The following is a 26718-nucleotide window of genomic DNA, read 5'->3' on the forward strand; positions in this document are numbered from 1 at the left end:
GGACTCCGGGGCCGGGCAGGGCGGCGCCGGCCGCCGGGAGGGGAAGGGCGCCAATGCCCACTACCGGAAACGACGGGAGTACGGAGACTGGCATGCACAAGCCCTGCGGCACCTGTTCAACCGCATGCTTGGCCAGCTTCACCACTGCCTGCAAACCCGGACCCACTTTGACGAGGCCGTGGCCCTTCCCTCACGGGGCCGTGCCACAGCCACAGCCCACCCAGGCGGCGCCAGACAGCTGATCGACTACGCTCCTGGCGATGACCGGCGAGAACCCACACGCAGACCGCTTCCTTGGCGAGTTCAGGGAACTGAAGCACGGGAACCCGGACGGACCTTCCCTGATTGCTGCTGTGCGCAGCGAAGGCGACCCGCACGAAGAGGATCTTGTGCGATACCTACGTGCTGGCAGTGTGATCGCCGCGACCGGATCGGCCGTCTACGACTTCCTCAGTCCCACCAACGAGTTCATCGATGGTCTGAGCCTCCTCACCGACGGTGAGTGGTTCTGGCACACCGACCTTGCCCACTACGTCGAGCGGTACCACGTTCCGGTCGATAGCCGATTCGTCGCTCACGCACGCCATCGTGGATGGGTTCCTCCACAGCTGAGTGACGACCAGCTCGTGCAGATCGCGGATACCTTCTTCACTGACGACGAAGCATGAGATGCCATCCGGCGCCACCTCAGCAGAGCCGAACTTGACGGCTTAGCCGCATGAGGTGTCTTTCTGCGGAAGCCAGAAGAGGTCCACAGAGGTACGGGCAGGGCCGTCAGGCCAGGACGGACAGGGCCCCGTACGCGCGCGTCGGACCTGCCGCCTGGCCCAGTAGCCGCCCCGGCCCCGGCCCGGGCGCAACATTTCTTGCGACTACTCCTGCGGCATCCCGCGCACCATCTCTTGCAACATCTCTTGCGCGAGCCCGGACGATCTTCCCGGATCTGCGCAGGTCACCACGTGTTTCCGGGCGTGGTCGGGGGTCTGACATGCCCCACAGAGCACCCCGCGACCGCCACGGCAGGAGAGGAAGGGCCGGGAGAGGGCGGGGCGCGGGGAGCGCTGCGGGGGATCGGGCGGCCTGGTGTCCTGCTCGCGCGACGGCGGGGCCGCGCGCGCCGGGCCGCAAAGGGGCGGCCCGGTCCCCGGCCGGGAGTGGGAGGTTGCGCTGCAGGTTGCGCGCCATGTTGCGCCGAGGGTTGCGGTAGGAGTTGCGCTGGAGGTTGCGCAAGTCTGGAGGATCTTCCCGGAACCGTGCAGGTCACCACGCGGTTCGGCGTGCGGTAGGCGGCGGACATCCCCCACAGAGCATCCCGCGACCGCCACGGCAGGAGGAAAGGGAGGAAGGGCTGGGAAGAGACGGGGCACGGGTGTGCGCTGCGGGGGATCGGGCGGCACGCGGCCCTGCTCGCGCGACGGCGGGGCCGCGCGTGGGCCGGATAGACAAGCTGCCCGGCCGGTCTCCTGTGTGTGATCTTCGGCGGGTGGCCGTGACCGGCCCGGACCGGGCGGGAGTTGACGGCGTATGTGCCTGACCCGGCGTCTGCTCACCACGGTGGCCGCCGTCGCCGCCGTCCTGTCCGCCGCCGCGCCGGTACCCGCCGCCGCGTCCGTGTCCGCGCCGTGCACGTCGACGTGGGCGGCCGTCCAGCGGGTTCCCGTGCGCAGGCCGGCATGGAATGGGGGACCGGTCGCGATCACGGGTTCGCCGGTCGTGCGCTATCTGCGCCGGGGTGAGCGGGTGACGTCGTGCGTGGTCGGCGTCGGCCGGGATGTCTCCCGTTACCGGGAGTGCGGCGGCGGGAGCCTGTGGCGGGTGGTCCCTGGCGGGCAGGTGCCGGCGCGGTGTCTTGAGCGGGCGTGAGCGGGGCGGTCAGGAGGCGGGGCGGTAGGTGGCGGCCGGGCCGATCGCGCTGGGCCCGAACTTCTCCCGGATCTGGTCGGCGGCCCGCTCGGCGGTGAGGCGGGCTTGTCGGGCGGTGTCGAGGCTGAGCTGCTCGGCGACCTGGTGGGCGTCGGCCAGGTCCTCGGCGCGCAGCGCGAGTGCGGTCAGCCGGCCGCGCTGGAGGCCTGCGGCGTCCATGAGCTGGTAGGTGAGCTGGCGCAGGTCGTCCTCGTGCCCGGACGGTTCGGTCAGGCGGCGGGTCTTTTCCCATGCCGGTCCGCCGGCGAACGTCAGCGTGAGCGTGAGAGCGCGCGCGGCTTGCCCGCGGCGGCGCAGCTCGGCACCGAGCTGCACGACCAAGCCCAGCAGAGCCGAACGCACCACAGTGCCGTCGAGGACGTCGTGGGGGAAGCGGTGCCGGACGCTGACGGAGGTCGGCAGGCGGCGTGGGGTGACGGTGCGGGGGTCGATGCCGCGGGCCCGGTCGACGGCCGTACGGCCGGCTTTGCCGAGCAGGCGCTGCACGGTTGCGGCCGGCAGTGCGGCGAGCAGGCCGACGCGGTCGATGCCGTAGCGCTTCAGGGTGGCGGCCTGGCGGGGCCGATACCGTGCAGGTCCCCCACCGGGAGCAGGGTGAGCCAGTCGGCGGCGTCGGTGGCCTCGATGGCCAGGACGCCGCCTGGGCGCTCAACCTGTGCGGAGGCGGTCGCGGCGACGGTGACGGTAGGTCCGATGCCGACCCGGACGTCGATGCCGTAGCGGGAGACCGTCCGCAGCCGCAGGATCTCCCCCAGGTGGGAGGCGGTCGCCCGGTGGTAGCGCAGCGCGCCGCGCAGGTCGACCAGGGCCGCCGTGGGCGGCAGCGCCTGCACCACCGGTGACAGCTCGTGCAGCTGCTCCAGGACCTGCCGGTAGGTCTCCTGCGGCAGCCGGTCCGGGCAGCGCACATGCATCACCACACCCGGCCGACGCCCCGTCGACTCCGCACTCATCCGGCGCTCACCTCCCCCGCGACGAATCGGCCGTCGTCGAGGCGTTCCAGCGCGCCCACTTCCATCAGAGACCGGGCGAGCCGGAGAGCCCTGCTGCGGGGGATGCTGCTTCGCTGTGCGAGTTCGGCAAGCGTCTGCGCACGAAGGTCAGCGTCGTCGTCCTCAAGCCAGTACGCGGTCACGGGTCCTCTTCAGCTTGCGGCGGGAAGGGGGCGCCTGGCGATGTCGTGGGCCTCGTCCGCGGAGAGGCCGAGCATGTGCAGGAGCGTCTCGGCCATGCTGTCCGAGGCATGGCTGTTGTCCACCTCGGGCTGGGTGAACCACAGCTCCAGGAGCGCCAGCAGGCTGCCGTTCAGCGCGACCAGGGCGAGGACCGGGTCGATCACGGTGAAGCGGCCCGAGGCTATGCCCTGCTCCATGTGGTGTCTCGCGCGCGGAGCCAGTCCGCGGCCGGCGTATATGCGGCCGAGTCCGCTGTGGCACAGGATGCGCATGATCTCCGGGTGTGCTCCGGCCATGCGGGCGCTGAGCCGCACGCCGCCGGCGAGGCGCTCGGCCGGATCGTCGAGGCCGTCCAGACGTTCGTCGATGGCCTGGGCGTACTCCTCCAGGGCGTCGGCCACGGCCGCGTCGAACAGATCCGGCTTGCATGTGAAGTGGTTGTAGAAGGAGCCGAAGCCAACGTCCGCGCGCTCTGCGATGGCCCGAATGCTGGTGCTGGTGTCGCCGGACTCGGCCAGGATCGTCCGCGCGGCGCGGACGAGTGCCCGCCGGGTCTCGGAGCGACGGCGCTCGAAGCGATTCCTGGGTGAGCCTGACATCGTCATCACCCGCTAATGAAAAGCACCATTTCTGACGTTTTCATCATCACACCGACGTTCCCAGCCGTCAAACCCCTGGGCGCCTCCCCCCGCAACGACGCCGGCCGCCACGCACTCGACCGTACAGCTGATTTTTTGATCAGCCCTGAGGGTCTTGACGATGAAGCGCTCGTATCCGATTATTTCATCAAACCTGGGTAAAGTGGCCCAAATCCGACATGCGTCACGCTGTGGGCCTCTCCACCGGACATCGCCCTTCCACCACGGCTGCACATCGGACCCTCCGCGCCACATGCCGGCGCTGTCTCACCTCCGCACCGATGGGATGAACCGCGATGACGAACACCGACCACACCGCACTCGCCGAGCCGGCGAGCTTCCGCGAGATACCCGATGCGGCCATAGCGATGATCGATGCAAAGGGGACCGTGATGGGGTGGACGCTGGCAGCTGAGCAGCTTGTCGGCTACTCGGCCCAGGAGGTGGTGGGCCGGTCCGCCGCACACGTGCTGCCGCCCCCCGAGGACGCCGGGAGGGCTTCGGTGTTCGCCGAGCAGTGTCGTGCCGAGGGTGGCTGGTCCGGCACTGTGGCGGTGCGCCACCGCGACGGCCGCACGCTCACCATGACGCTGCGGGTCTCGTTGCTGTGGGGGCAGGACGCCGACACCCGGTGGCTGGTGTCCGTGACCGACATCGGCACACTGTCCTCGGGGGCGGTCAACGGACCGGTGCGGGAGTCGCTTCTTGCCCACGCACCGATCGGCATCGCCGTTTGTGACCCGCAGCTGCGCTGTGTCTGGGTGAACGACGCCACGGAGCGGTACGACGGCGTGCCTCGTCATCAACGGTTCGGACGCCGTCTGAAGGACTCGCTGCCCGCGGTCGAGGCCGAAGCGCTCGAGGTGGTGATGCAGCAGGTGCTGGAGAGCGGCAGCACCATGGTGCATGAGTTCCGGGCGTGGCCGCCGGGGGACCGGCGCCGTGAACGTGCGTTCTCGTCCTCGTTCTTCTGCCTCCAGGGCGCGGACGGCACACCGGTGGGCGTGTGCTGCATGACCGTGGATGTCACCGGCAACCGGCGGGCGCGTGAGCGTCTTGCCATCCTCAGCGAAGCCAGCACGCGCATCGGCAGCACCCTCGACGTCATGCGGACCGGGCAGGAACTGGCCGACCTCACCGTGCCCCTGCTGGCCGACCACGCCATCGTCGACCTGGTGGAGTCGGTTCCGTTCGGCGTGGAACCCTCGGCACAGACCGGCACGGCAGGCGGCCGCCCGCCGCTGATGCGCCGGGCCGGCCTGGCCTCCCTCGACCTGGGCGTCCTGGAGTTGCCGTGGGTGCGCGAAGAGGTGGTCCACGCCCACCCGGACTCGCCGTTCAGCGCCGCGCTGCGCACGGGCAGGTCCTACCTGGAACCCGTGCTGAACACCCATGCCGGCCCCTGGGTCGAGAACGATCCGGTGCGGGCGCAGGAGGTCCGTGACAGCGGCATCCACTCGTTGATGGTCGTGCCCATCCGTGCGCGGAGCAGCGTGCTGGGACTGGCGCTGTTCGGCCGCTCCGAGGAGCCGACGCCGTTCCAGGAGGACGACCTGCTGCTCGCCGAGGAGCTCGTCACCCGGGCCGCGCTCAGCCTGGAGAACGCTCTGCAGTACGCGCGCGAACGTGCCGCGGCCCTCACGCTCCAGCGCGACCTGCTGCCCCACCGGGTGCGAGGCGGTGTCGCCGTCGAGGTGGCTTCCCGTTACGTGCCGGCTGACATGGACCGCGGCGTGGGAGGTGACTGGTTCGACGTGATCGAGCTGTCCGGCGCCCGGGTGGCCCTCGTCGTCGGCGACGTGGTGGGTCACGGCATCAACGCCGCGGCCACCATGGGCAGACTGCGCACCGCCGTGCGCACCCTCGCGGACCTCGACCTGCCCCCCGCCAAGCTGTTGGCGCACCTCGACGACACGGTCCGGCGGCTGAACGACGAAGACGCCGACGATTCCGACGAGGATGCCACGGCGGTGGGCGCCACCTGCCTGTACGCCGTCTACGACCCGGTCACCCGGCGGTGCACGTTGGCGCGGGCCGGGCATCCGCCGCCCCTGATCATCGACGCGCAGGGCCAGGTCACCATCCCCGACCTGCCCACCGGAGCCCCGCTCGGCCTCGGTCTCGGCCTGGTCCCCTTCGAGTCCGTGGAACTGGAACTGCCCGAGGGGAGTCTGCTCGCGTTCTACTCCGACGGCCTGGTCGAGTCCCGCGACGCCGACATCGACGTCGGCCTGCACCGCCTGGGCGCCGCCCTGGCACAGCCGGGCCCATCCCTGGAGGACCTGTGCTCGCGGGCGATGGAGACCTTGCCGACTCAGGCCCAGCCCGACGATGTCACCCTGCTCCTTGCGCGCACCCGCGCACTCCAACCGGCCCGGGTCGCGTCCTGGGACCTGCCGGACGAACCGGCCACCGTCCCGACCGTCCGGCATCTGGTCGCCCGTCAGCTCAGCGAATGGGGGCTGGAGCCGCTCGTGACGCCCGTGGAGCTGATCGTCAGTGAACTGGTCACCAATGCCATCCGCCACGGCGACGGCCCGGGCCGCCTGCGGCTCATCCAGCACCGGGTTCTGACGTGTGAGGTCTCCGACACCCACACCGGTCGGCCACGCCCCCGCCATCCCCACACACTCGACGAGCACGGCCGCGGCCTCTTCCTCATCGCTCAGCTGTCCCGCAGGTGGGGCTCCCGCTGCGCAGGAGACGGCAAGATCGTCTGGGCCGAACAAGACCTGCCGCCCACCGCTGTTGCGGTGTGACGTCGTCGCCCCGCGATCTTCCAGGGAAGGCCAAAAATGACTATGAACCATGCACATGACACCCATTCGGGAAGCGCCTCCCAAGAGTCGCTGAGCGTCTCCGACGCCCATCCCAGCGGCAGCGCGTACGTCTTCGCGGACCTGGCAGCCGCCGTGCTCGACGGCCGAGGTGCGGTGGTGCGGTGGACCGAGGCAGCAGCGGACCTGACGGGGTTCACCGCCGAGGAGGTCTGCGGCCGCCCCGTGCACGACCTGGTGGCCGGCCCCACGGACGAACTGCACAGGTCTACGGAGATGCCGGAGTCCGGCCGGGTACGGCTGCGGCATCGGTCCGGCGACACCATCGATGTCGCCTTCCGGACCTCTGCGGTGGAAGGCTCCGCGGAGTTCCTTGTCCTGGCGGCACCCGCACACCACGTCTCCGACCACCAGCAGGGCGCAGCACTCCTGCGCGCACTGTCCTCGCAGGACGGGATCACGATCGCTCTGCACGACACGGACCTCGCCACTGTGCAGACGAACGCCGTGCTGGGCACCCTCGACGGCCGACCGGTACGGCCCGGCACTCGGCTGTGCGACGTGCTGTGTGCCGAAGACGCCGAGAGCCTCGAGGCCGTACTGCGCCAGGTGCTCGAAACGGGCGTCCCGGTGATCCGCAGGAACCAAGAAGTGAGCTGGCGGCACGATCCGGCGCGGCAGCAGGCGCTGTCGCTGTCCGCCTTCCGTCTGGAGGACGCGCGAGGACGCCCCACGGGGGTCGTGGCCCTGTACATCGACAACACCGACCATATGCGCGCTCGCCGTCATCTGGATCTCGCCGGCAAGGTGGCCGAGCAGGTGGGAGGATCCCTGGATGTCGTGCGTACCGCGCAGGATCTGGCGGACGTACTCGTACCCGCCTTCGGGGACCTCGTCGCAGTCGACCTCGTGCAGTCCGTGTTCGACGGAAACGAACCCCCGAAGCAGGTGGGCGTTGAAGATCTGAATCTGCGCAAGACGGCCCATGCGCCGGCCACTGCGGTGTGGCCGGCCGGCATCCGGCACGGTGAGCCCGTCCCCTTCCTTCGCGACCACCCCATTCACTGGGAGACCGGCGAGGCAGTCATCCATGACCGTGACGACTTCGTCGCGCTGATCGGCGACCCGCAGCTGGTCGAGTATCTCGTCCCGGAGGATGCCCATTCGGTGATGGTGGCGCCGCTGTACGCCCGCGGCCTCACGCTCGGCGCCATATCGGTCTGGCGTACCGGCCGACCCGACCCGTTCACCGAGGACGAGGGGGATCTCATGACGCAGATCGCCTGGACGGGCGCGCTCGCCATCGACAACGCCCGCCGTTACACCCGCGAGCACCGGGCGGCAGTGGCGCTGCAGCAGAGCCTGCTTCCTCCGGCCACGACCGACACTCCGGCAGCCGAGACCGCCGCCGTCTACCTGCCCGCAGGCGGCGGAGCGGACATCCGCGGCGACTGGTACGACGCCATCGCTCTGCCCTCTCTCCGCCTGGCCCTTGTCTCCGGAGACGTGGTCGGCCACGGCATGCCCGCGACCGCCACCATGGGCCGCCTGCGCACCGCCATCCAGACCCTCGCCGACCTCGAACTCGAACCGGACGAAATGCTCACCCGGATCGCGGACCAGGTCCAGCGCCTCATGGCCGAGGCCCCACCCGACCACCACGACGTGGTCGGTGCCACATGCCTGTACGCGGTCTACGACCCCGTCACCCGGCGCTGCGCCATAGCCAGTGCCGGGCACCCGCCACCCGTCCTGGTCCGGCCCGACGGGACCGCAGAGACCGTCGGGATCGCACCGGGGCCACCACTCTCCATCAGCGACATGCCCTACGAGACCACCACGATCGACATCGAGCCGGGCAGCGTCCTCGCACTCTGCACCGACGGCGTGGTCGAACGGCGCGACCACGACATCGAGCAAGGACTCCGGTACCTGACGGATGCGCTCGCCGCGTCCTGCCGTCCGGATCGCGCTCTGGACGAAACCGGCCGGGCTGTCCTCGCCGACCTGGCAGAGCAGGCGCCGCGCGACGACGCGACCCTGCTGCTGGCCCGCACCCGCACCGTCCCGGCGGAGGACACCGCTCGCTGGGAGATCCCGACCGATCCGGCCGCCGTCTCCGAGGCTCGAAACTGGGCAACCCGCCAACTCACCACCTGGGGTCTGGACGACCTCCTCTTCACCACCGAACTCATCGTCAGTGAACTGGTGACGAACGCCATGCGCTACGGTCGCGCGCCGGTGGAGCTGCGGCTGATTCGCCACGACGTTCTGGTCTGCGAGGTCACCGACGCCAGCAGCACCCAGCCCCGCCTGAGGCGTGCCCGCACGACCGACGAGGGAGGACGCGGCCTGTTCCTCGTCGCCCAACTCGGCGCGCGCTGGGGCTGCCGTCACGGCCAGAACGACAAGACGATCTGGTCCGAACAGCTCATCGAGTGTCCCCACTGAGGCCGCCAGGCGATCCACGATGTTCGGCCGACCCCGCGTCGGCGACGAACTGTACCTGCGCCCGGCGCCCACCCATCGCCACGGCCAGCACGCGCTGGACCGGATCCGGTGCCGTGCCGCCGCCGCTTTGAACTTCCTGCACCCACCGGTGGCGCCGGGACAGGAGGCGCGCCGGCGACTCGGTCGGGTGAAGACCCCAGATCAGCGGAACCCCGCCGGAGATCCGGGCGTGGTGCCGCACATGGACCCGATCCACGAGATGCAGGTGAGTGAGCCCGGTCTGGTCGTCGTCGACGTCGCAGCCGTCGACGAGGAGACCGCCTTCGCCTTCCAGCAGCTGCTCGCCGACCAGTGGGCGACAGCGACCACACAGCGGACGACACGAGATGCGGGCGAGCCCGGTGTACGGCTGCGCTGCTACCTGGACCTGCGCCAGCCGGCAGCCCGCTCGTGATCACCCGGACCAGACGAGATGCGAATGCCGTGCGCTGGGGGCGGTCGTGTGGGAGCGTGGCGGTATCCGGGCCCACCGCTTTCCCCCGTAGCGGTGGGCCCGGCCTGTGTGTTCAGCGGGCGTAGGTGACGGTGACGGGATGGTCGGGCAGGGCCGAAGCGCTCGGCGAGTGCGATCTGGCGAGTGGTCCGGTGCGTCGCGGGATGGCTGGATGTGCCGATGCGTGTGGCTGATTGTTGCTCAAAGTGACGCAGTGCTGCGGTAGTGGGTGACATCATCGTGCTGGCTCGCTGTGGTCTATGTAGAAGGGCTGCTGCGAAAGGGCTGGGCGCGTACACGCCGAGGGGGAGCCCGCCTCACCTTCTGCTCGCTGGCGACGGTCCTGTCTTGTCCGTGTCTGAGCGTGGGGCCCCTGATGAGCTGGTATCAACAGACCTGGTGGACTGCTTTTGTGTTACCGGCCGCAGTGTGCGCCGGGGTGGCCTGGTTCGGGCTGCTGCGTCATTTCAGCGGCAAGGGCAGGCTGTTGGGCAGCCGACGGTCGGCTGGTCTGGCCCTGTCGGTGGTGGCGCTGATGTGCGGTGTGGCGGTCGGTGCGGGGTTGCTGCTGCCGCATTTGGCCAAGGTTCCTCCGGCGGCGGTCGGTTTCGGAATGGGAGCGACCGCGCTGCCCCGTAATAAGAAACGCGACGAGACCACGCAGCCCTACGTGAAGCTGATGACGCTGGGGATCGCCTGGCTCATGGAGCGGCTCGAGTACCGGATCCACACCGACGGCCTGGAGTGGTGCGAGGAGTTCACCGACGGCATGGACCAGTCGTCCCAGTTGCGCCTGCTGGCCCACGGCGTGCAGCAGTTTCTGCTGGAGCGGCACCAGCAGACAGCGCTCGCCAAAGCGATCACCGCTGCCTACGAAGACGCACTGCAGGCGGTCGATGAGGCCCTGGAAGTGCAGACGAAGACGGACCAGGCGTGCCAGGTCCACTCACGCTGGGATCGGCGGGAGCCCACTGACCAGGAAGCGTTCGAGTGCCGGCGTGCTATGGGTGTAGCCCATGCGAAGTGCAAGGACCTGCTCCTGCTGGCCTACCGGCACGGCCGGAAGTCAGAACGTGCAGAGATCGAGGAAATCAGGGCCAAGATCGTTCCCGATGACACCTACCGCGGCGGCGCTGTCCCGTCACAGCGGGGCCGGTTCGGCCGCACTCGCAGTCACCGGTAGAACCTGCTTGCGTGAAGCCCGACGACCGGGCAGTCCCCGGACTAGGGCCGGGAGGCAAGGCTTTCTTCATCTGCCGGGGATGTGGTCCCGCTCCCGTCGCCCTGCCTGTCTGTGAGCTGGGGATGAGCGTAGAACCTGATCTCGACGCCGGCTCCGAGCGCTTCGGCAGCGGCGGCCAGCGTGCGCACGGTCAGGTTGGCGTCGCCGGACATGATCTGGCTGATGCGTCCCGGACTGACTCCCATGGCCTTGGCCAGGTCCGAACGCGACTTGTTCAATCCGGCCAGGAGGCCGGCAAGGGACGCTGTCGCCTGCTGGGCCAGCCGGGCAGCAGCTAAGTCGGTGTTGCTCTCACTGCGAGCGAACATGCTCACGGTGCACCCCCAAGTCTGTGTCGGGCAACGGTTGTTGCTATGCCCCCAGAATGCCACCTTTAGCTGAAGCTAAAAACTCGGTTCCCCTAAAAAACGTGGACTAACCCTTTCCGCCTAACCCCGCAGATTGCTTCTGACCTGCATGTTCGCCTGGTTAGCTAACGAGTTGAGCGAGGTGCGCACATCACTCCATCGGCGGCTGCCCGGCGCGTGCCGGCCAGACGGTGGGAGGACTTCCCGGCCTCGGTGTGCCAGGACAGATACATCGTCACGCACAGTGCAACTACGCTGCGCGGCGGGGACGTGCAGCCGCGGCGACATGTCCGGCGCTCGATTACAGGCTCGTCCGAACACGACGGACGGGCCCTGCGTGTCTGGCGTATGCGTTGTGGCTGCGATGTCAGACGGGGGCTGTCGGCGGAGGAGGGATCGGGGTGGGCAACCGACGCGGCCGATGTCCTGGCGCTGCTCTGCGGCAGCGGCAGGCTGAAGAGGAGCGTGGCCGGGCGCGCCGCCCGCCGGCGCCGGACTGGATCCTCGAACTCAACCGCGCCACGGGGCACCCGCTGGCCGTGCATGCCGGCGACTGCGGGATGGTCGGCCGCCGGAAACGGCCGGTCGGCCAGGACGACGCTCGCCGCCTCCTCACCACCGACGGGGTGCCGGCCTGCCCGATCTGCCGCCCGGACACCGCACTGCACATCGTCGACGGCTTAGCCAGCCCATCCCGTATGGCACCCGTCCACAGGCCAGCACGCCGCGGTCCCCCTTCTCCCACATACCCGCCGACCAGTACCAGGCGGCGCACGGCTGTACGTGCGGGCAGTCCCACGGCCACGCGCCCGTCCAGCAGATCATCGTGAAGCAGTCCGACCCGTGGGCCCGGTACGTCGTCCTGGGCTTCGCTGGCGCGGGGATCGGCCTGGCCGTGTTCGCGAGCATCGTGGCCATGCTCATCGCGGCCGGCGTGTGCGCGCTGTGCGTGGCGGCCGCCTCCTACGCGCTGCAGGGCCTGCTCAGCAGTGGGAAGGGGGCGAAGAAGCCCTAACGCGCCCTGCTCCCCTGACCTCGCGGGGGCGAGCTGCGCGGCAGCACTCCACACCCGCCCCGACGTACCCGAACAAAGAGGCGGCGTATCGATACAGCGCTCCCCACACGAGGGATAGCAGGCCTTGAGTAATCAAACCTGGGGAAGCCCTTGCCGGAACCAACTCGCCACCGTCCAAGGAGACATCATGCTCGAAGCACTGTTCCGCGCCGGCGACGCGCTGCTCAACGTCCCCGTCGACGCGGTCGAGAGGCTGCTCCAACACGGTCCGCACGCGGCGCTGACCGGTCTCATCACATCCGTCGTGTCCACCCTGGGGTAGGAGTCCGAGGCCCGCGAGGGAAGTTCGGAAAGGGTCCCGGCCTATCGGTCGGGGCCCTTTGTCGTGTCCGTGTCGGTACGCTCGCGTCACGGCCCCACTTCCGGGGCGTCTGCGGCACCTCCCGAAGTCGTGAACGTCCGGGAAGCGCCGCCGGTCGTAGTGCCGCCCGAACTGCTGTCGAAACGCTGCTCATTGCCGGGTTCCCACCTCCAAAGCCACATCGTGGATGGGTTCCTCCACAGCTGAGTGACGACCAGCTCGTGCAGATCGCGGACTGACGACGAAGCATGAGATGCCATCCGGCGCCATCTCAGCAGAGCCGAACTTGACGGCTTAGCCGCATGAGGTGTCTTTCTGCGGAAGCCAGAAGAGGTCCACAGAGGTACGGGCAGGGCCGTCAGGCCAGGACGGGCAGGGCAACGTACGCGCGCGTCGGAGCTGCCGCCTGACCCAGTAGCCGTCCCTGCGCCGGCCCGGGCGCAACATTTCTTGCGGCTACTCCTGCGCATCCCGCGCACCATCTCTTGCACCATCTCTTGCGCGAGCCCGGACGATCTTCCTGGATCTGTGCAGGTCACCAGGGGTTTCCGGGCGTGGTCGGGGGTCTGACATCCCCCACAGAGCACCCCGCGACCGCCACGGCAGGAGAGGAAGGGCCGGGAGAGGGCGGGGCGCGGGGAGCGCTGCGGGGGATCGGGCGGCCCGGTGTCCTGCTCGCGCGACGGCGGGGCCGCGCGCGCTGGGCCGCAAAGGGGCGGCCCGGTCCCCGGCCGGGAGCGGGAGGTTGCGCTGCAGGTTGCGCGCCTTGTTGCTCCGAGGGTTGCGGTAGGAGTTGCGCCAGAGGTTGCGCAAGTCTGGAGGATCTTCCCGGAACCGTGCAGGTCACCACGCGGTTCCGCGTACGGGCGGCGGCGGACATCCCCCCCACAGAGCACCCCGCGACCGCCACGGCAGGAGGAAAGGGAGGAAGGGCCGGGAAGAGACGGGGCACGGGTGTGCACTGCGGGGGATCGGGCGGCACGCGGCCCTGCTCGCGCGACGGCGGGGCCGCGCGCGGGCCGGACCGACAAGCTGCCCGGCCGTCGCCTGATGCCCCAAGGACACGGATCCCGCCGCGCCCGTATCGCCTTCTCCGACTCCGCCGCCAAGCAGCTGGAGAACATCACCAGCGAAGCGGACATCCACGCCCTGGACCGCGCCCTGGTCGTCATCTCCGTCGACCCCGAGATCGGCACACCGATCCCCGGCGACACCACCAGCCCCCAACTACGCGAGTACGCCGACGACATCGAAGCCGTCCGCATCCTGTACTTCGTCACCGCCCTGCGCACCGTGGTCGTCGTCGCCTACATCGAGGTCTGATCCAAGCAGCTGCTGCCGTCGTGGCGACCGTCCCGTTCTGCTGCAGTCTTCGCCGCCGCCCGGCGCGGCGGAGCGCGTCAGTGTGCGACGGCGCAGTTCCCCCAGGCGGCGGCCAGGGCCCTCGGGATCTGCGGGATGTCGCCGCAGCCGTGGGGGCTCGCGGGGTAGCTGTCGCTGGCGATGTAGATCCAGTCGGCACCGGAGTCGGCGCGGAAGTACTTCGCGGCGCTGCCCTCATCCTGCATGTTCACGAGTTCCCCCTGGGTTGCGCCGGTGGTGGCCCGGAATTGCGCGGAGGCGTAGCGGACGGCGCCGCACTCACCGTAGAAGAACCGGTGCGGCACCGGCTCGATGTGGACGAAGAGGGGGAAACCGCGTCGGTAGGCCCGCGTCACCGAGGCATTGACCTCGCTGCTGACAGCCAGATTGCGGCAGCCGGGGATGGGGGCGGGCGCCTTTCGGGTGCTGGGAGAGGTCGCGGGGGCCTTGGTCTTGACCATGGGGGTGGCGCTGCGCGAGGGCCTCGGAGTCGTGACGGGCGGCGCAGTGACGGACTGCGAAGCGTCGGGGGAGGGAGCGACGGAACCGGACGCCTCGGCCAACGGAGACACGTCCGGGGACCCGCCTACCAGGGCAGAGGCGTCCGCAGAAGGCGAAGTGGCCGTACCGGCGGCCGAGTCGGACCCGGAGGGATTAGTGCACCCTGTCAGCAACAGGATCCCGCCTAGCAGTGCAGCCGCTATACAGGCACCTCTGATTTCGGACAAAGCCAATCTCCCATCCGGTCGAAGAACGTCATGCGCGCGGCCTGGGGCGACCGAGGCGGCATACGGCCGCCACTGCCGTGCCGCACGGCTGGCAAACCACTCGCCTTTCACGACATTCCGGCACCGCGGGTGGTTGCGGGGATACCCCGTACCCGTGATTGCGATTCGGTATCCTCGCGATCGCCCACACGGGCGCGGACGGCGACATCGCCAGCGGCCAGTTGGCGGGGAGCTATCTGGCCGCTGATGGTCACTGTGTGTAGATATTTTTGGGGATGGAGCGGTCTGGGGGGCACATGGCCCAGCGGTGGTCGGGACAGATCGGGATCGTGAAGTTCAAGCCGACGGACCGCGTATGTCGTCATGCGGAGCAGCCTGTTTCGGAAACCTGCGGCGTGGAGCGGCCCGGCGCGCAAGGGAGCGCGGGGTGCGGCCGTGATCCCTTGGTTAGCGCAGGATCGCGAAGTTGAAGTCCGCGGTGTGGAGGACGCTGCTGAGCGTCACCCAGAGCAGCACGACAGGCTCGACGCTGCGGGCAGCGGACAGGCCGCCTAGGTCGAGGATCTGTTGTTCCGGCCAGCCGAACGACTTGAGCAGATCCGCGACTTCGGTCTTGGCGGCCTCGTCGTCCCCGCACACGAAAACGTTGTGCGGCCCCGACACCCGGGCGGGGTCGGTCATCAGTGTGTTGTTCATCGTGTTGAGCGTCTTGACGACGCGGGCCCGGGGGAACGCCTGCTGAAGCTGCTCGGCGACGCTTCCCGCCTCGGGTACGACCAGCCGGGGCGGGAAGCCCTGGGAGAAGTCCAGCGGGTTGGACACATCCATCACCACCTTGCCGTCGAGGTTGGCGGTCCCGGCGGCGGTGAGGACGTCGAGCGCCACCAGCCCGCCTGTGGCGTTGACGACGAGTTCGCCGTGCGCGGCGGCCTCGGCGAAGGCGCCGTGATGCCCGCCGTGCTCGCGCGCCCACTCGGCGGCGACCGGATTGTCCGCCGTCCGCGAGCCGAGCATCACGTCGTGCCCGAGCCCGGCGAGCCTGGCGGCGAGCCGGCGGCCGACCTCTCCGGTGCCCAATACCCCGATCTTCACTGTTCCCCCTGCTCTGCCGATTCGTGGTCCTCGGCGGCCAACTCGGCGGCGACGGCGTCGGCGCCCAGCCCGACCAGCCACTCCAGACGGGCCTCAGGAGAGTACTGGGCCATGGTCCGCGTGAGCTCCTGCTTCTGATCGTCGGTCAGTCCGAGGCCGCCACGGGCCAGCTGCTTGATCGTCTCCCGATACATCATCAGGTATCGGCGTTGTGCGTCCAGCATGGAGGTGTCGCCCGGCGGGCCGTGACCGGGAAACAGCGGCACCCCTTCAAGGTGACGGGCGATCCGGTCGAGGGCGGCCAGCCACCGCCCCGAGTGGCCGTCGGTCATGTACGAGTGCGTCGAGCCGAACGCCAGATCCCCGATGAACGCGGCGCGCCGGCCGCCGCCCTGCACGACGATGTAGGAATCGGCATGGCTCTCGGCCGCGCCGATGTCCTGCACGGTCAGCCGCAGGCCACCGACCTCGGCCTCGTCGCCGTCCTCAAGCAGCTGCTCGGGCACCCGGTAGCGGTTCGGCCACTGCTCGCCGTACACCGGCTGCCACTGCTGCCTCTTGGCGACGGCGCTGTCCTCGATCACCTTGGCGACCGCGGCGGTGGCGTACACGGGGACGTCCTCGGGGACGATGTACGGCAGCCCGTTGAAGTGGTCGGGGTGCGGATGGGTCACGAAGGCGGCGAGCAGCGGCTTGCGCAAAGCGGCCAGCCGGGCAGCCAGGGCCTGGGCGTCGGCAACCAGCAGGCTCGCGTCGATCAGGACCACGCTGTCGGCCGTTTCCAGCAGGTAGCTGTTGACGAAGATCCCCGGCTCGGCAGCGGTGTAGACATGACACTGAAAGTCCGTCATCGCGTGCAGTTCTCCTCTTCCGTTCGCGGTGCTGTCGAATGTAGGTATCGGGCCCCCCGCCCGACAGAAGGCACTTCGAAGTGCCCTTGACACTCGCCGGAGGTGCTCCATGGCCCTGCTGATCCCCGACGTACTGGAGGAGTCCTGCGCCACCCGCCAGGCTCTGGAGCGCCTGGCGGCCAAGTGGCGGATCCTGCTCGTCTACGCCCTCCTGGACGGGCCGCAACGCCCTGCCCGCCTCCGCCACCGTCTCCCCGGTATCACCCAGAAGGTGCTCACCGAGACACTGCGCGGCATGGAGGCCGACGGACTCCTCACCCGCACCGTCTACAAGCAGGCCGCCCCCCAGCACGTCGAGTACGCCCTCACCGATCTCGGCAAATCCCTGCAGGAACCCCTCGCCGCCATCTGTGCCTGGGCTGCCGAACACCCCTGACCATCAGCCGCATCGCCCCATCCCGAGCCGGCCATCCGGCAGACCGACGACCACGGTCGCACGCCGGGAGCTCACCTCCACGAACGGCTCGCTCTGGCTGTGGTGGTCGGGCACCGCCGCCACCGAGGCGGACCTCGACCGCTGCTGGCAGTCCTTCCTGCGACGCTTTGACATCGAGCACATGTTTCGCCTGTTCAAGCAGACACTCGGATGGACCCGGCCACGGTTTCGCAGCTCAGAGGCGGCCGACCGGTGGACGTGGCTGGTGATCGCCGCCTATCCCAGCTCCGGCTCGCACGCCCACTGGCCGCCGATCTGCGGCGCCCCTGGGAGAAGCCAGCCGAGCCGAACAGACTGACCCCCGCCCGCGTCCAATGGCCATGAGTTAGGCCGGGTCGGGTGTGAGCTGGTGGAGCACGATGGTGCGGGTGACTCGGCGGGTTCCGGGGTCGGTTGAGCTGCGGGTCTGGTAGCTCAGGTGGGGGCGTTTCGTGGTGCGGGGCGCGGTGCGTGCGGGGCGGTCGCGAATGAGCATGTCGGGGAGGTCGGCTATGAAGAAGCGCAGGGCCTTGGCGAGGAGCTCAGGGGGAAAAAGCCGTCCGGACGGAGCTTTTGACGGCATCCAGGACGGGCGGGAAGCTGATGCGGGCCGGGTCGATGCCCGCGATCACGGCGGTCTTCGCGATCAGGGTGCGCAGGGCCTGGTAGACGCAGAGCAGGGCCCACAACTCCTGGCGTACGCCCTCGGGTTTGCCCGAGCGCAGGACGCCGCCGCTGGTCCGCAGGTCGACCTTGACCAGCTTGAACAGAACCTCCACCGACCAGCGCTCCGCGTAGTTGCGGGCCAGTTCCAGGGCGGGGGCCGCATCGGGGTCCAACAGGGTGGTGATCAGGCAGAACACCTCGCTGATCCCGTCGTCGTCGGCCACGCTGTACTCGATGACCCGCACCGTCACGCGCTCCGCGCGCTTGTCGCCGCGCAGTTCGGACAGGTAAGTGCCATCGCTCAGGCGTTTCCTGACCGGCAGAGCGAAGGAGGCCGAGACGCGCCACAGCAGTTCGGCCCCGGTCCTGGCGGCGGCCGTATACAGGTCGTAAGAGGGAAAACCGCGATCTGCCAGCAGCAGCATGCCCGGCCTCAGCCGGTCCAGCAGACGCTCGAACAGGGTTCGCTCGCCGACCGCGATGGAGTCGAAGGCCGCCCCGGCCAGGGCCAGGGGGGACCGGCTCGTCGTCTTGGTCCTCCTACGATCACCGTCCGACTTCCGAAGTACTGCATGAAGGTACGCCCGCCCCGGTCAGGACGACCGGGGCAGCACCTTCTCGACCGCGTCGGCGCGGATCCCGCCGTCCACCGCGAAGGCGACGGAACCGTGCATCGAGGCCATGACCGGCAGGCCGATCCCACTTCGTTCCGCTAGCGGCTTTTGCGCCGTGCTGCCGCCGAGATCGCTCGCCACATTCGGGCCGGCGAGGGAGGGGGCACCCTGCTCCAGGCGTGCGGCAACGCCCGGCTGCTGGCCGCGGCTCTCAGTCTGCGGGACGTGGCCACGCTGTACCGGCGCTGGTCGCTGCCCGTGGGCCGCGACACCGAGCGCGATGTGGCGGGCGAGCACCGGGAGCTCGTCGACGCCGTTCTGCGCAGGGATGCCGACGCCGCGGCCCAACTGTTCGGCCGGCGCATCGATCGCACCTCGCAGGCTCTGCGCACAGCCATCGGGGAGAGCGCCGCCACGGTGGCGTAGCCCGGCAGCAGGGCCGCGCCATGCCGGGCACCGGCCGCCGGGCTCCCACCGACCGTGACCGCCGGCCGGCCCGGCAACGCGGGTCCGCTCTCCATGGCACCGTGTGCCGCAGTGGTCCGGAGGTGACCAGCGGCAATGCAGCGCCTGCTGCTCTCACGACGGTAAGGATGGCGTCATGACGGCTCACCATGGATTCGGCCCGGCCGGCTGGATCTACCAGCTCGCCCCCGAGCGTGGGGACGTGCCACACGCTCCCGCCAACTCGGTGCGCAGCCTCACCGAGGCGAGCGACGGCCTCGGCTCTCGGCCCGTGGCCTGGGCCGTCGCCGTCGGCCACGAGCTGGCCCGTGTCATCACCCGTGAGGTTCCCGAACTGGGAGGCGGGCCGGCGCTGTTCGAAACCCTCCGGATGGGCACGGAAGCCGCGACACTGCACGCGCTGCTGTTGCTGGCCGATCCCGCGACCGACCGGGCGATCCCCGAGGAATCCCTCCTGGGAGACCGCGAGTTCGCCCGGCGACGCCTCGGCTTGGACAAGGTGCTGCACGGCATCCGAGTCGCACACGCGGCGCTGACCCACGCCCTGATGTCCGCGTGCCAGGAGCGTATCGCGCCGTCCGAACGCGCGGACCAGTTCCGCCGTATCTCGGAGCTGCTCTTCGGCCTCGTCGACGAGTTCTCCTCCCGGATGACCGCCGAGTACCTGGCCGAGCACGACCGATGGCTCACCAGCGGCGCCGCGGCTCGCGAGGAAACCGTCCGCGCGATCCTCGACGGGCAACCGGTCCGGGTGGAAGCCGCGCGTGAACTCCTCGCCTACCGGCTGGAGGGCAGTCACCTGGCCGTGGTCGCGTGGTGCGACAGCCCGGCCGCGGACGCTACCTGCGATCTGCAGCGGGCGGCAGCCGAACTGCTGCGCCTGCGCGGCTGCGCATCGGTCCTGGTTGTCCCCACTGGCCGCACCACCGTGTGGGCGTGGGGAAACCCGCTGGCCCCGTTCCCCGTGCAGATGGCCGGTGACCACCCGTACCCGAAAGGTATCCGCTTCGCGTTCGGCTCGGTACGTCACGGACTCCAGGGGTTCCGCCAGTCGCACGAAGACGCCCGGCACACGGTCCGGATCATGCAGCTCAATCCCCACGGTACGGGCCCTGTCGTCGACTACCCGGACGTCGAACTGGCAGCCCTGCTCTCCGCCGACCTGCCCGCCCTGCGCCGTTTCGTCAGCGACGAACTGGGGGCGCTGGCGGCGGACAGTGCGCATGCGGACCAGCTGCGCGGGACCCTGCGCCTGTACCTGCGCAACGAGCGCAGCCTGACGGTCACCGCAGGGCAGTTGCACGTGGCCCGCAACACCGTCACCTACCGGGTCAAGCGCGCTCGGCAACTGCTCGGACACGACCCGGCATTCCGGCTGCCGGAGGTGATGGTGGCCCTGGAGGCCGCGCGGACGCTGGGTCCGGCCGTCCTCCGGCCGGACGAGGACGGCTCGCATGACGGTCCTCCCGCCGCTTCTGAATATCCGCTCAGATCAGGGGAGTGACCTGCTCCTCGACGCCCAGGAGCGCCCGCCCGTACAGCTCGCCGGCGATGGCCGGGTTGATCACCGCGTGCCGACTGCCCGTCTCCTGGTCCCGCCAGATCCGCTGCAATGGGTTGGCCTCGGCGAAACTGCCCGCGCCCTGGATGCTCAGCAGCAGATCCAGTGCCTCACGGGAGCGTCGGGCCACGTAACCGGTGTCCATCCGCACCCGTGCCCGCGTTTCGAACGGCATGTACTCGCCGCGGGCCGCCCAGCTGTCGATGTCGTCGGCGGCTCGCATCAGGTGCAGACGGGCCGTGTCGATCAGCTGGGCGGCCTCGGCCAGCTGAATCTGCGTCGAAGGGGCCTCACTTGCGCGTTCGTAGAAGGTGTAGGAGATACCCTTGCCCTTGGCCAGGGAAGCCATGACCACCTCCATCCCCGCCTGGGCCAGACCCACCAGCGGGCCCGCCAGTACCAGCGCGAGCACCGGGACCAGTGCCGACCGGTATGACGCCTCGTCCTTGTGTTCGGTCGGGTTGATGCCTTGCAGAGCCTGGGTCATCGACAGGATGCGGTGCGTGGGCACGAACACCTCCTCGGCGACGAGGGTGTTGCTGCCCGTGCCCCGCATGCCGGCCACGTTCCAGGTGTCCTCGATCGTCAGCTCGTCCATCGGGACGAGAGCGGAGCCCTGGTCGATCTGCTGTCCTGCTGCGTCCACGACCGGGATACCGAGCACCGCCCACTGGGCGTGCAGGCTGCCGGAGGCGAAACCCCAGCGGCCGGTGACGACCAGTCCGCCCTCGACCGCCCTGCTGGTGGCGCTGGGAGCGAGCACTCCGCACACCCGTGCGTCGGGGCCGTCGCCCCAGACCTCCCGCTGGGCGCGTTCGGGGTACAGGCCGACATTCCAATTGCAGATGTTGATCAGAGTCGTCACCCAGGCGGTGGACCCGCATCCGCGCGCGAGCTCGGAGGTCACTTCGAGGAAGGTCCGGACATCCGTCTCGTGGCCGCCGAGGCGCCGCGGCACGGTCAAGCGGAACAGCCCGGCCTCGGACAGGGCCGCGATGTTCTCCTCGGCCACCTTGCGGTCCGCTTCCGTGCGAGCGGCGTTCTCCCGCAGCAGGGGCACCAGGGCTGCCGCACTCTTCTTCAGCGCTGCGGCGGACACAGGGCTTGTCTGCGGGACGGTTGGGGTCGTGTTCATGGGATCCCTCCGGCGTTGCGCGGCTCAGTGGCGCACCTCACGTCGAGGTGTCGCTGCCGGGATTCCACGCCGGGTAAGCGTCGCTGTCCTTTGTCCGGCACCGCAGAGTTCGTCCCGCCGACTGGGCCGTCAGACCAGTCCGGCAGCCGTTTGGGCTCAGCGCTCAAGATCGTCCGCGCGGCTTGGCCGCCCGGCCCAAAGCCAGGGGGAGGGGACTGTGGATTCACTGAGGAGAAATCCGCGCCGCCGGCGCCGCGGGTCGTGACAGGCGGCGCATGGTCCGGCTCCTGCTTCCCCGGAGGTCGCTGTGTCTGCATTCCCCCTTGCCGCACCAGACCTGCCCGCCACGTCGGCCGACCCCGCGGTGTTCCGTCGTGTCCTCGGCCACGTGCCGACCTCGGTGAGCGTGGTGACCACCACGACACCACAGGGCCCGGTGGGAGTCACGGTGGGCAGCTTCACCTCCGTCTCCCTCGAGCCGCCTCTGGTGGTTTTCTACTGTGGTAGGCATTCGGGCAGCGCGGACGCGATCATCGCCTCCGGACACTTCTGCGTGAACGTGCTGGCCGAAGACCAGCGGCGGGTGTGCGCGGCCTTCGCCGGCCGGACGGCGGACCGGTTCGCCACGGGCGACTGGGACCTGGCAAGCCGGGCGGCACCGCACCTCGGCGGGGCGGTGGCCTGGATCGAGTGCGACGTCGAGGACAGCTTTCCCGCAGGTGACCATGTGGCCGTGGTGGGGCGGGTACGGAGCCTGGCCGCGGCCGACGGGCGCCGCAAACCCCTGATCTTCCACCGCGGCCAACTGGTCCGCCTGGACCGAGCCTGCGGCGTGCACGCACCCACCCGTTCCTTCGACTGGTGGGACTTCTGATCTTGATAGGACATCTGATCTCCGGCCCGCACGCCCTGCCGGCCGGTGATCCGGTACGCCGGTGACGGAAACGGCAATGCCCGCGGCAAAGGTGCGGCATGCCGTGCCGCTGCGTCCGGCTGCGGTCTTTACAGCTGTGTCTCCGCACCTCCGAGCGGGATCGCCCGATGTCCGTCATGCAGGAGCCGGCGGGAAATCGGGCTCTTCGCCCCGATGTGTGGGTCGATCCGCTGCCTGATCGTGTCGTGACACGAACAACGCCGCACCCTGCGTAGTTTCTTGATCACCTACTGATCGGATTCCACGAGACAGGTGTGCGGCGTGTCTGGGACGAACGTAGAGGTTCGGGCGGCGGGGATCGAGCGGACGGTGGTCGAGGAGGTGCATGTTCACCCGATCGACCCCGTCAAGGTCGTCTCGGTGCGGCCGGACCGGCGCTGGCAGCGCCGTCCGCGCTGCGGGGTGTGCCGTGCACGGGCCCCGCTGTACGACCGGGGCCGCCGCAGGCGCTGGCGTTCGCTGGACGACGGCCTCTTGACGGTATTCGTGGAGGCCGACCTGCCGCGCGTCTCGTGCCCGGACCACGGGGTGGTGATAGCGGCCGTGCCGTGGGCCAGGCACGGCGCCGGGCACACGATCCCCTTCGACGAGACCGTGGCCTGGTTCGCCGCCGGGGCCTCGAAGAAGCTGATCGCCGGGCTGCTGCGGATCAACTGGCACACCGTCGGGTCGGTCCTTGCGCGGGTCATGGCGGAACGCGACGGGCAGGACGGCGACCGGCTCGCCGGGGTCACCCGGATCGGTATCGACGAGGTGTCCTTCGCCAAGGGGCAGCGATACTTGACGGTCGTGGTCTGCCACGACAGCGGCCGCCTGCTGTACGTGGTCGAGGGCCGCTCCAAGCAAACCGTGCACGGCTTCTTCGACCTGCTGGGCGAGGCGCGCTGCGGCGAGTTGACGCACGTGAGCGCGGACGGCGCGGAGTGGATCGCGACGGTGGTCGCCGAGCGGGCCCCGGCCGCGGCGCTGTGCCTGAATCGGCTGACGCCGCCCCGACGCCGGGACATCCGGATCACGCGCGCCGGATGTCCCGGTACACGTCGCCGCCCCGCCGCGAGCAGCGTTGGCGGCTGCGTCGGCCTGCTGTAGCTGTTCGAGGACGTGTCCGCTCCGCGCTCGCGGAGGTGTCCCGGTCCGTGACGCGGCGTCGGCGCTGCAAATCCATCACGCAAAGTGACTACCACCGGAAGACACGCTTCCTCCGCACAGCAGCACCTCTAGCCGCCCCCTTCCCACCAACCCGCACCGGCCGGCGTCCAGCCCCCACCCGACGGGAATGCCCAGCCGCCTGCCTGTGTTGTGGAGGGTGTGGTTGTGGAGGGGACAGTGTCCCCGGGCCTCACCTATTGCCCATGAGGATGATCGTTCGGCTGATGCCTCATGGAGCTTTTCGCCGCGTAGGCGACCGCCCTTCACGACCACGCATACATACGGTGCCCGTCCCGAGGTCTCGGGGCGGGCACCGCCATGTCCGGTCGCGCCGGCTACCAGCGCATGCCGAGTTCATCGAGTGCCATACGCCGTTCCGGGCTGAGCTTGGCGGCCCTGCGGCGGGTGTTGTCGAGCCAGGCACCGAGTTTCACGGCCGCCTGCCCTTCGGCCTCCTCGCCGTCGCCGGTGATCTCGACGTGCTGCCGGGGTACGGTCAGGTGCCCCTCGCGGGCGTGGAACTGGCGGGCGGCGGCGAGGTTCGCCTCCCACCGGGCGTCCTGCGACCGAGGCGCACCCTGCACCGGCTCGCCCTCTGCCGGGGGTTCGATCCCGACCGTCTCCAGGAGCCACTGCTGCGCGGGCATGAGCTTGTCCCATCCGGCCCGCTGCCCGGCGACCCAGACACCCAAGTCCTCGCCTTGCACGATCAGTTCACCGGCCTTCGCCGGGAGAGTGCCGCCGGCCTTCACGTGGGCGAGAACGAGCCGATAGATCCGCTGCCAGCTGATCTCCCACGCCGGGCACCATCCCGGGTCGAGATCGGCCAGAGCCGCCATACGGCTCTCTGGCAGCTCCCCGGCGTAGGAGACGCCCGTTTCCCCGTTCTCCCGCCGTTCGGCGTTCTCAGCCGCCTTGCGGGCTGCTGCACGGGCGTTCTTCATGAAGGTCCCGATGGGGAAGTCGTCCCAGACAGCCCCGGTGGGCGGGAGCAGGTGCGAGTGCGTGTCGGCGTAGGAGCGGGCGACGGCGAGGCCGGTCTCCCACGCGGACGTCTGCACCGACCACACCATCCCGAGGTTCTCCAACTCGGTGACACGGGCGGCTTCCAGTGTCCCAGCCGTGTAGTACCGGCGTTGATCCGCCACCCACACGCCCAGCGGATGCCCGCCGGCCCCGCCCCAGTCCTCCGGAGTGACGTACGTGTACGGCACGCGCAGCTCGGTGCTGCCGGTCTCGCGCAGCCACCGGGTGGCCGCCTCGATCCCGCGCCGCCAGTACGCCGCTTCGGGGTCGATGACCCGCAGCCGTACGAACTGCGCGAGGGCGGCCGGGTCGCGTTCCTCGCTGAACCTGAGCACCCCGGCCGCCGCCGCACCCACCCGGACAACGTCCTCCTGGTCGTCGTCCGCGTTGTACACGCCGTCGTGGTCCTGGTCCAACTCGCCGTCCTCGGCTGCCGGACGCGCGTTACGGACACGGGGATCAGCGAGCGCCTCGATTGTGTCCGTGTCGTGCGCCCGCAGCGCTCCGAGGATCTTCGCGAGGGTCCCGTAGGAATCCGAAGTCAACAGTTCGTCCGCGTCCTCGTCCACGCCGAGGAATACCGGCACGACGAGTGTGGCGAGTTTCCCGACGCCCGGACGCATCCGCAGGGCACGCCCGACCATCTGCACGATATCCACCATGCTGCCGCGAGCATCCGCGAAAAGCACCGCATCACATTCAGCAGTGTCGACGCCTTCACCCAGCACCCGAACCGACGAAAGCACCCGCAATTCAGCGCGTACATTCCGGCCCTCAAAACCGGCACCCCCGAGGAAATCAGACGCGAATTCATTCAGAACCTGCTGACGATGTGCGGGGGCGTGCTCGCCATACAGCCACTCCGACCACACCTGCTCGGCAGGCGGGAAGGTCTCGGGGTCGTCCTCAGCGAGCCGGCCTGCCGTCACGGGGACGCCGGCCGCCATCGCCTCAGCCTCCCCGACCCTGCTGTGGAAGCTGAGCACCCGCCGAAACCGCTCCTCCACCGCCGCGCGCATGAGCCCCGTCTGCACCGCCGCGAGCCGGGCCCCGCGGACCGCGTCGGAGCCGGTCGCCTCGCTCGCCATCGCCGCGTACAGCTCGGGGTCCCTGATGTCCAGGCACAGCACCTGATAGGGCGCCACCAGCCCCAACCGGATCGCTTCCGAGAGCTTCAACTTGTAGGCGACCGGCCCGAAGACCTCAGAGTCCTCATCCATCGAGGCAACCAGCCGCGGCCGCTCCCCGTCGGCCTCCCACACCCTCGCCGTGGCGGTCATGTACAGCCGCCGTACGGCAGGGACTTGACCCTGGTCGTGCACAGCCGCCCACGGCTTCAGACCATCCCCACTCACCCGGTGCGCCTCGTCCACGACCATCAGGTCCCAGACAGGCAAACCCGCAGCGTGCGCCCGCTGAAGAGTCCCCATACCCACCGACGCGTACGTCGCGAACACCGTCACCATCTCACCGCCGGCCGTCCACGCGACCAACTCATCCGGATCCGTCGTACACGGCACACCCTGACTGTCCGCACCCCGCAGAGAACACACCCCGACCATCGCCCCACGCCGACCACCCGCACGCCACGCCGCAGCCATCTGCAACAACAGATCCAGCGTGGGCACCAACACCAGCACCCGGCGCGCCGAAAGACGATGCGCCGACTCCACCCCGATCAGAGTTTTACCGGACCCCGTAGCGGCAACAACCTGAGTCCGCAGACCTTCCGGCGGAATTCCCTTGCCCGGCTGCTCAGAAAGATTCCGGAGCACTGAATCCACCGCCTCAACCTGATGCGGACGCAATTCCATGTGAGCCACAAGACCTCGCATTCTCAGAGTTCGGGGGAGGGACTATGGAGTTAGCCCAGAATGGATCCGGGATCCAAAATGACGCAACGACAGATAGGTAACTGACGGGGCATCTTGAGTTCGAATCACCCTCCCCAAGCGAGGGAGCGCAACCATGCCATCATCCCAGAACCAAGCTGAAAACAGAAGTGACGCATAGAGTCTGACCGGAAGTCACCGGAACCGACCGACGGGAGAGTTGACGGCCAGTCACACGCGATCAGCGAGCCCACAGCCCCCTCGCTGCCGCGCTTTTTCGCCTGACTGCGGAGCAGTCAGGCCCCGTACCAGCGCGGAGCGTTGGTACGGCAGGCCGGGCACGGAGTGCCCGGCCTGTCCCGGACGGAGTCCGGGGCTCCGGCGCGCAGCGCCGGGAAGCGTCGC

26 protein-coding genes and 2 pseudogenes are annotated in these 26718 nt (G+C 69.5%); 17 read left to right on the top strand and 11 right to left on the bottom strand.

Features of this window, described 5'->3' with window-relative positions; genetic code table 11:
* Positions 1 to 25: 25 nt before the first annotated feature.
* The 3 genes and pseudogenes from ABTY98_RS42425 to ABTY98_RS37970 all read left to right on the top strand — a co-directional run.
* Positions 26 to 211, top strand: a pseudogene (locus ABTY98_RS42425) (IS110 family transposase); the annotation flags it as partial.
* 49 nt (positions 212 to 260) lie between these two features.
* On the top strand, positions 261 to 668 hold the full coding sequence (locus ABTY98_RS37965) for a hypothetical protein (protein WP_352225702.1): 408 nt from the start codon (positions 261 to 263) through the stop codon (positions 666 to 668).
* A gap of 856 nt (positions 669 to 1524) precedes the next feature.
* Positions 1525 to 1863, top strand: a complete 339-nt coding sequence (locus ABTY98_RS37970; protein ID WP_352225703.1) for a hypothetical protein — start codon at positions 1525 to 1527, stop codon at positions 1861 to 1863.
* Positions 1864 to 1872: 9 nt separating this feature from the next.
* On the opposite strand, the gene ABTY98_RS37975 is transcribed toward ABTY98_RS37970, so the two are convergent.
* From ABTY98_RS37975 to ABTY98_RS37990, 4 genes are read right to left on the bottom strand one after another with little or no spacing between them, the layout of a single operon-like run.
* Positions 1873 to 2409 carry a DinB/UmuC family translesion DNA polymerase gene (locus ABTY98_RS37975; RefSeq protein ID WP_352225704.1) on the bottom strand — a complete coding sequence of 179 codons (537 nt, stop codon included), beginning with the start codon at positions 2407 to 2409 and terminating at the stop codon, positions 1873 to 1875.
* Positions 2410 to 2462: 53 nt separating this feature from the next.
* Positions 2463 to 2876 carry a hypothetical protein gene (locus ABTY98_RS37980; protein WP_352225705.1) on the bottom strand — a complete coding sequence of 138 codons (414 nt, stop codon included), beginning with the start codon at positions 2874 to 2876 and terminating at the stop codon, positions 2463 to 2465.
* Complete coding sequence (locus ABTY98_RS37985; RefSeq protein WP_352225706.1) at positions 2873 to 3058, bottom strand: helix-turn-helix domain-containing protein; 186 nt, start codon at positions 3056 to 3058, stop codon at positions 2873 to 2875. Before ABTY98_RS37985 ends, ABTY98_RS37980 begins: the two co-directional genes overlap by 4 nt.
* Positions 3059 to 3067: 9 nt before the next feature.
* A complete protein-coding gene (locus tag ABTY98_RS37990) occupies positions 3068 to 3703 on the bottom strand; it encodes a TetR/AcrR family transcriptional regulator (protein ID WP_352225707.1) in 636 nt (211 codons plus the stop codon).
* Positions 3704 to 4032: 329 nt separating this feature from the next.
* Here ABTY98_RS37990 and ABTY98_RS37995 point away from each other — a divergent pair, with 329 nt between their 5' ends.
* From ABTY98_RS37995 to ABTY98_RS38010, 4 genes are all read left to right on the top strand, one after another.
* Positions 4033 to 6495 (top strand): SpoIIE family protein phosphatase, encoded by a 2463-nt coding sequence (locus ABTY98_RS37995; protein WP_352225708.1) that lies wholly within the window; start codon positions 4033 to 4035, stop codon positions 6493 to 6495.
* A 36-nt stretch (positions 6496 to 6531) separates the two neighbouring features.
* Positions 6532 to 8964: an ATP-binding SpoIIE family protein phosphatase gene (locus ABTY98_RS38000; protein WP_352225709.1), complete on the top strand. Its 2433-nt coding sequence runs from the start codon at positions 6532 to 6534 to the stop codon at positions 8962 to 8964.
* A gap of 19 nt (positions 8965 to 8983) precedes the next feature.
* Positions 8984 to 9418 carry a DUF6207 family protein gene (locus ABTY98_RS38005; protein ID WP_352225710.1) on the top strand — a complete coding sequence of 145 codons (435 nt, stop codon included), beginning with the start codon at positions 8984 to 8986 and terminating at the stop codon, positions 9416 to 9418.
* Between the two features lie 415 nt (positions 9419 to 9833).
* Positions 9834 to 10640 (top strand): hypothetical protein, encoded by an 807-nt coding sequence (locus ABTY98_RS38010; RefSeq protein WP_352225711.1) that lies wholly within the window; start codon positions 9834 to 9836, stop codon positions 10638 to 10640.
* A gap of 41 nt (positions 10641 to 10681) precedes the next feature.
* On the opposite strand, the gene ABTY98_RS38015 is transcribed toward ABTY98_RS38010, so the two are convergent.
* Complete coding sequence (locus ABTY98_RS38015) at positions 10682 to 11008, bottom strand: helix-turn-helix domain-containing protein (RefSeq protein ID WP_352225727.1); 327 nt, start codon at positions 11006 to 11008, stop codon at positions 10682 to 10684.
* A 440-nt stretch (positions 11009 to 11448) separates the two neighbouring features.
* Between ABTY98_RS38015 and ABTY98_RS38020 the strand changes: the two genes are divergently transcribed.
* The 4 genes from ABTY98_RS38020 to ABTY98_RS38035 all read left to right on the top strand — a co-directional run bounded on the left by ABTY98_RS38020 (position 11449) and on the right by ABTY98_RS38035 (position 13746).
* A complete protein-coding gene (locus tag ABTY98_RS38020; RefSeq protein WP_352225712.1) occupies positions 11449 to 11877 on the top strand; it encodes a DUF6233 domain-containing protein in 429 nt (142 codons plus the stop codon).
* Entirely contained in the window at positions 11874 to 12062 is a 189-nt protein-coding gene (locus ABTY98_RS38025) for a hypothetical protein (RefSeq protein WP_352225713.1), read from the top strand. The genes ABTY98_RS38020 and ABTY98_RS38025 overlap by 4 nt, the downstream gene beginning before the upstream one ends.
* A gap of 187 nt (positions 12063 to 12249) precedes the next feature.
* The gene (locus ABTY98_RS38030; protein ID WP_352225714.1) at positions 12250 to 12384 is read left to right on the top strand and encodes a hypothetical protein; all 135 of its coding nucleotides are present in this window, start codon (positions 12250 to 12252) and stop codon (positions 12382 to 12384) included.
* Positions 12385 to 13473: 1089 nt separating this feature from the next.
* Entirely contained in the window at positions 13474 to 13746 is a 273-nt protein-coding gene (locus tag ABTY98_RS38035; RefSeq protein WP_352225715.1) for a hypothetical protein, read from the top strand.
* A gap of 77 nt (positions 13747 to 13823) precedes the next feature.
* Here the strand turns inward: ABTY98_RS38035 and ABTY98_RS38040 are convergent, their stop codons facing one another.
* The 3 genes from ABTY98_RS38040 to ABTY98_RS38050 form a co-directional block, all read right to left on the bottom strand.
* Positions 13824 to 14246 carry a hypothetical protein gene (locus ABTY98_RS38040; protein ID WP_352225716.1) on the bottom strand — a complete coding sequence of 141 codons (423 nt, stop codon included), beginning with the start codon at positions 14244 to 14246 and terminating at the stop codon, positions 13824 to 13826.
* 714 nt (positions 14247 to 14960) lie between these two features.
* On the bottom strand, positions 14961 to 15605 hold the full coding sequence (locus tag ABTY98_RS38045; RefSeq protein WP_352225717.1) for an NADPH-dependent F420 reductase: 645 nt from the start codon (positions 15603 to 15605) through the stop codon (positions 14961 to 14963).
* Complete coding sequence (locus tag ABTY98_RS38050) at positions 15602 to 16456, bottom strand: MBL fold metallo-hydrolase (protein ID WP_352225718.1); 855 nt, start codon at positions 16454 to 16456, stop codon at positions 15602 to 15604. The genes ABTY98_RS38045 and ABTY98_RS38050 overlap by 4 nt, the downstream gene beginning before the upstream one ends.
* 109 nt (positions 16457 to 16565) lie before the next feature.
* Here ABTY98_RS38050 and ABTY98_RS38055 point away from each other — a divergent pair, with 109 nt between their 5' ends.
* Complete coding sequence (locus ABTY98_RS38055; protein WP_352225719.1) at positions 16566 to 16892, top strand: winged helix-turn-helix transcriptional regulator; 327 nt, start codon at positions 16566 to 16568, stop codon at positions 16890 to 16892.
* Positions 16893 to 16980: 88 nt separating this feature from the next.
* Positions 16981 to 17267 (top strand): annotated as a pseudogene (locus ABTY98_RS38065) (NF041680 family putative transposase); the annotation flags it as partial.
* 206 nt (positions 17268 to 17473) lie between these two features.
* Here the strand turns inward: ABTY98_RS38065 and ABTY98_RS38070 are convergent.
* Positions 17474 to 18109 carry an IS4 family transposase gene (locus tag ABTY98_RS38070; RefSeq protein WP_352225728.1) on the bottom strand — a complete coding sequence of 212 codons (636 nt, stop codon included), beginning with the start codon at positions 18107 to 18109 and terminating at the stop codon, positions 17474 to 17476.
* Between the two features lie 210 nt (positions 18110 to 18319).
* Here ABTY98_RS38070 and ABTY98_RS38075 point away from each other — a divergent pair, with 210 nt between their 5' ends.
* The gene (locus tag ABTY98_RS38075; protein ID WP_352225720.1) at positions 18320 to 18637 is read left to right on the top strand and encodes an FCD domain-containing protein; all 318 of its coding nucleotides are present in this window, start codon (positions 18320 to 18322) and stop codon (positions 18635 to 18637) included.
* Between the two features lie 175 nt (positions 18638 to 18812).
* Positions 18813 to 20180: a PucR family transcriptional regulator gene (locus ABTY98_RS38080; RefSeq protein WP_352225721.1), complete on the top strand. Its 1368-nt coding sequence runs from the start codon at positions 18813 to 18815 to the stop codon at positions 20178 to 20180.
* Here the strand turns inward: ABTY98_RS38080 and ABTY98_RS38085 are convergent.
* Complete coding sequence (locus ABTY98_RS38085; RefSeq protein WP_352225722.1) at positions 20164 to 21372, bottom strand: acyl-CoA dehydrogenase family protein; 1209 nt, start codon at positions 21370 to 21372, stop codon at positions 20164 to 20166. The genes ABTY98_RS38080 and ABTY98_RS38085 overlap by 17 nt on opposite strands.
* Positions 21373 to 21679: 307 nt before the next feature.
* Here ABTY98_RS38085 and ABTY98_RS38090 point away from each other — a divergent pair, with 307 nt between their 5' ends.
* Positions 21680 to 22246, top strand: coding sequence for a flavin reductase family protein (locus ABTY98_RS38090; RefSeq protein ID WP_352225723.1), 567 nt, complete (start codon positions 21680 to 21682; stop codon positions 22244 to 22246).
* Positions 22247 to 22567: 321 nt separating this feature from the next.
* On the top strand, positions 22568 to 23395 hold the full coding sequence (locus ABTY98_RS38095) for a transposase (RefSeq protein WP_352225724.1): 828 nt from the start codon (positions 22568 to 22570) through the stop codon (positions 23393 to 23395).
* A gap of 395 nt (positions 23396 to 23790) precedes the next feature.
* Here the strand turns inward: ABTY98_RS38095 and ABTY98_RS38100 are convergent, their stop codons facing one another.
* Entirely contained in the window at positions 23791 to 26316 is a 2526-nt protein-coding gene (locus ABTY98_RS38100; RefSeq protein WP_352225725.1) for a DEAD/DEAH box helicase, read from the bottom strand.
* Positions 26317 to 26718 lie beyond the last annotated feature (402 nt).

Origin of the sequence: Streptomyces sp. NPDC096040 (assembly GCF_040303265.1) — a bacterium.
In the GTDB taxonomy this organism is placed as follows: Bacteria; Actinomycetota; Actinomycetes; order Streptomycetales; family Streptomycetaceae; genus Streptomyces.

Bases quoted from the DNA above. Each gene is read 5' to 3' on its own strand.
- ABTY98_RS37965 (WP_352225702.1), top strand. From the start codon at position 261: ATGACCGGCGAGAACCCACACGCAGACCGCTTCCTTGGCGAGTTCAGG.
- ABTY98_RS37970 (WP_352225703.1), top strand. From the start codon at position 1,525: ATGTGCCTGACCCGGCGTCTGCTCACCACGGTGGCCGCCGTCGCCGCC.
- ABTY98_RS37980 (WP_352225705.1), bottom strand. From the start codon at position 2,876: ATGAGTGCGGAGTCGACGGGGCGTCGGCCGGGTGTGGTGATGCATGTG.
- ABTY98_RS37990 (WP_352225707.1), bottom strand. From the start codon at position 3,703: ATGACGATGTCAGGCTCACCCAGGAATCGCTTCGAGCGCCGTCGCTCC.
- ABTY98_RS37995 (WP_352225708.1), top strand. From the start codon at position 4,033: ATGACGAACACCGACCACACCGCACTCGCCGAGCCGGCGAGCTTCCGC.
- ABTY98_RS38000 (WP_352225709.1), top strand. From the start codon at position 6,532: ATGACTATGAACCATGCACATGACACCCATTCGGGAAGCGCCTCCCAA.
- ABTY98_RS38005 (WP_352225710.1), top strand. From the start codon at position 8,984: ATGTTCGGCCGACCCCGCGTCGGCGACGAACTGTACCTGCGCCCGGCG.
- ABTY98_RS38010 (WP_352225711.1), top strand. From the start codon at position 9,834: ATGAGCTGGTATCAACAGACCTGGTGGACTGCTTTTGTGTTACCGGCC.
- ABTY98_RS38015 (WP_352225727.1), bottom strand. From the start codon at position 11,008: ATGTTCGCTCGCAGTGAGAGCAACACCGACTTAGCTGCTGCCCGGCTG.
- ABTY98_RS38030 (WP_352225714.1), top strand. From the start codon at position 12,250: ATGCTCGAAGCACTGTTCCGCGCCGGCGACGCGCTGCTCAACGTCCCC.
- ABTY98_RS38035 (WP_352225715.1), top strand. From the start codon at position 13,474: ATGCCCCAAGGACACGGATCCCGCCGCGCCCGTATCGCCTTCTCCGAC.
- ABTY98_RS38040 (WP_352225716.1), bottom strand. From the start codon at position 14,246: ATGGTCAAGACCAAGGCCCCCGCGACCTCTCCCAGCACCCGAAAGGCG.
- ABTY98_RS38050 (WP_352225718.1), bottom strand. From the start codon at position 16,456: ATGACGGACTTTCAGTGTCATGTCTACACCGCTGCCGAGCCGGGGATC.
- ABTY98_RS38055 (WP_352225719.1), top strand. From the start codon at position 16,566: ATGGCCCTGCTGATCCCCGACGTACTGGAGGAGTCCTGCGCCACCCGC.
- ABTY98_RS38080 (WP_352225721.1), top strand. From the start codon at position 18,813: ATGACGGCTCACCATGGATTCGGCCCGGCCGGCTGGATCTACCAGCTC.
- ABTY98_RS38085 (WP_352225722.1), bottom strand. From the start codon at position 21,372: ATGAACACGACCCCAACCGTCCCGCAGACAAGCCCTGTGTCCGCCGCA.
- ABTY98_RS38100 (WP_352225725.1), bottom strand. From the start codon at position 26,316: ATGCGAGGTCTTGTGGCTCACATGGAATTGCGTCCGCATCAGGTTGAG.